We start from the raw sequence: 2,742 nt of genomic DNA, 5'->3' as shown, positions 1-2,742 counted from the left end.
GAAGGACACCGTACTCTGCCGATGCGAAGACGTCACGCTCGGCGCTGTGGCGGTCCATGCCACCTGGCGCGATGCGAAATTGCACACCCGTTGCGGTATGGGCGCGTGCCAGGGCCGCGTGTGCGGCGCGGCGGCAGCCACGCTGTTCAATTGGGACGTGCCGCCGCCACGTCCGCCATTCAGCCCTGCGCGAATAGAGACGCTGATGGCGGCCGGGGACGATGGCGAGACTTTAGCGTCATTTTGACGAGTCCGGAGCGCCTCTATAATCTGACGCAACCGGTGCTTGCATTGTGCCCGGCACTCGCATTCACTGACCACGCCAGCGAGAACCGAATGACGACCACGACTGATGACGGTGCGACGCTTCCCGGCCTGCCTGCCACGTTGCGAACGCCCGCGAGCGCGTCGACGCTTGACGTCATGCTGCAGCATTTCAGGCTGCTGGAACCGGTTTTCGACGCAATGCCCGACATCGTCTTCTTCGTGAAGGACGAAGAGGCGCGCTACGCGCTGGTGAACCGCGCGCTCGCTTCGCGCTGCGGTCACAAAGACAAACAGGCGCTGATTGGCAAGCGGGCGGAAGAAGTTTTCCCGCAGCGCTTTGGGCGCATTTATACGGCTCAGGACGAGGCCGTGATCACGCATGGCAACCAGATGCTCGACCAGTTGGAGCTTCATCTGTATCCGGGCCGCCAGCCGGGCTGGTGCATGACCTGCAAGCAGCCTTTGCACGACGCCAATGGGAAGGTGGTCGGACTCGCCGGCATTTCCCGCGACCTGCAGGCGGCCGAGGGCACCCATCCCGCGTATACCCGGCTCGCCAACGTGGTTCAGCATATCCAGGATAACTTCGTGCTGCCGCTCAACATGCCGCACCTCGCGGCCATGGCCAACATGTCAATCGCGCAACTGGAGCGGTATTTTCATAAGGTTTTCCATCTGACGCCGCGCCAGGTGTTGTTGAAAACGCGACTGGACGCGGCGACTGCGCTGCTCGTCACCAACGACAAGGTAACCGATGTCGCCGCGTTATGCGGCTACACGGACCATAGCGCGTTCACACGGCAATTCAAGGCGACGGTCGGGCTGACGCCGACCGAATATCGCGCGCTGCTGCATTCGAATCATTCGGCGCCGAAGCATCCGGCCTGACGCAATTCAGGCGTGGCCAATGCGCGAAATTACCTGTCGCGTGTCACTTAGCGCATCACTTATGCGGGTGGAATGACGCTCATTAAAACATCTGATGATTTCTGCAAACGCAGCGTGCTAGCGGTTCGCGGGGGCGTTCTGCAGGTAAAGTCTCGACGCGGCCTGGTTTTTGCTAATTTGGTGCACGAAGGCGATACGGCATACTGCGCCGTCGAATTTTTGAACTGCGCGACGTTCGACACCGGCGCGCGCGGCGTACAACACGGTGCCGCATGGATTTCAGGCTGAGCCGCCAGGATCTTGCAAGTCAGGTAGATGACGGGAAGTGCAGGTGAATGAAGGGTGCTGGGATCCAGATTTAGCAGTTAAACGAAGACAATGATGAACGAAGTATCGAGACTGGGGCATGCCAAGATCGTTTTGATCGAAGACGATTTAGAGAGCAGGGAATCATTGCGAATGTTGCTTGAGGGGGAAGGGGCGGACGTGGTTGCGGTTGCGGATGCCGAAGAGGGCGCGGAGACCGCGATCAGGGAACTGCCCGACGCGGTCATTTGCGACATTGACCTGCCCATGATGGACGGCTTCTATCTGATCCAGCGCCTGCGTGACCATGAGATTCGTTGCAAGCTGACGCCCTCGGTGGCGATTGCACTTACGGGGCATGACGAAGACGAGTACCGCCTGCGAAGTATCGGCGAAGGGTTCCAGCACTTCATGACGAAGCCCGCACACCCTGACACGCTCATCACGCTCATCCGGGATTCGCTCAACTCGCGGTCCATGTAGCGACCTCGTAGGGAGCTTGTAGCAGTGAGTTTGTAGGGATCGTCGTTCGCGACGAGGATCGCGGATCGCGTGCGGTGCACGATGTCTGGGCGGTGCACCGTGCTCCTTGATGTCCTTGATGTCCTTTTGGTTGCGCTATGACCGATCGCGATTGCGCACGCGCGTGGCGCCGGTGATGACTGCGATGCCTAGCATGATCACGGCCACGATCAGGATGGTGTGTTGTGCCACGTGCATGGCGACCAGCGCCCACGACACCCCACCGATAAAGATCAGCCAGCCTACGAGGTAAATAATCAGGGTCATTGGATCGTTCTCTTGTGTTGGTGATGATCGGGGGCAAGCACCCAGCGCGCTTGCCAGCGTTCGTTAGCTGCCACAGCACGAAGCGGGCCTTGGCTTGGCGCGCGTGACGCTATTATGCGGAGTGGATCTTCGGTGACGTACATGGATGAGGCGGCCAGCCACCCTGCCGGATCGCCCGCGCACGCCGCGCTCCACGGCACGGCGCATAACGTCTACCAGGGCTGGCGTCACTGTTCAGTTGAAGCGGGGAAGTTGAGGACAGAGGGCGACGAGGGATTTCTGAAGATCCTACGCCGCCCACTTTAAAGATCGTTATTGGATTTTTAAGGACCTAAGACCGATCCCAATCTCGCGAGGATCGCCATTCATGCCGAGCGATTTTGGCGATGTCGGAACGGGCGGCGACAGTTCTATCCGCGAGATCTTCTGGCCGCCTAGGTCGAATGGAATGCTGATCTCGAAGCTGTCTGTCAGAACGACCTGATGCTCGAC

5 protein-coding genes and 1 pseudogene are annotated in these 2,742 nt (G+C 59.7%); 4 read left to right on the top strand and 2 right to left on the bottom strand.

The window, feature by feature from the left end; translation table 11 throughout:
* The 4 genes and pseudogenes from WCA53_RS15275 to WCA53_RS15260 all read left to right on the top strand — a co-directional run.
* A pseudogene (locus WCA53_RS15275) lies at nt 1-247 on the top strand (FAD/NAD(P)-binding oxidoreductase); the annotation flags it as partial.
* A gap of 176 nt (nt 248-423) precedes the next feature.
* Complete coding sequence (locus WCA53_RS15270; protein ID WP_423911770.1) at nt 424-1,155, top strand: helix-turn-helix domain-containing protein; 732 nt, start codon at nt 424-426, stop codon at nt 1,153-1,155.
* A gap of 72 nt (nt 1,156-1,227) precedes the next feature.
* Nucleotides 1,228-1,443, top strand: a complete 216-nt coding sequence (locus WCA53_RS15265; protein ID WP_423911767.1) for a hypothetical protein — start codon at nt 1,228-1,230, stop codon at nt 1,441-1,443.
* Between the two features lie 93 nt (nt 1,444-1,536).
* Entirely contained in the window at nt 1,537-1,944 is a 408-nt protein-coding gene (locus tag WCA53_RS15260) for a response regulator (protein ID WP_423911765.1), read from the top strand.
* A 135-nt stretch (nt 1,945-2,079) separates the two neighbouring features.
* Here WCA53_RS15260 and WCA53_RS15255 read toward each other — a convergent pair whose 3' ends face one another.
* Nucleotides 2,080-2,250, bottom strand: coding sequence for a hypothetical protein (locus tag WCA53_RS15255; RefSeq protein WP_423911762.1), 171 nt, complete (start codon nt 2,248-2,250; stop codon nt 2,080-2,082).
* Between the two features lie 312 nt (nt 2,251-2,562).
* Nucleotides 2,563-2,742: DUF7024 domain-containing protein (locus WCA53_RS15250; RefSeq protein WP_423911759.1), on the bottom strand; the 180-nt coding region annotated here is incomplete at its 5' end.

The sequence above is a fragment of the Caballeronia sp. genome (assembly GCF_049581465.1).
Taxonomy (GTDB): Bacteria; Pseudomonadota; Gammaproteobacteria; order Burkholderiales; family Burkholderiaceae; genus Caballeronia.
This window is presented reverse-complemented; position numbering and strand designations above follow the sequence as displayed.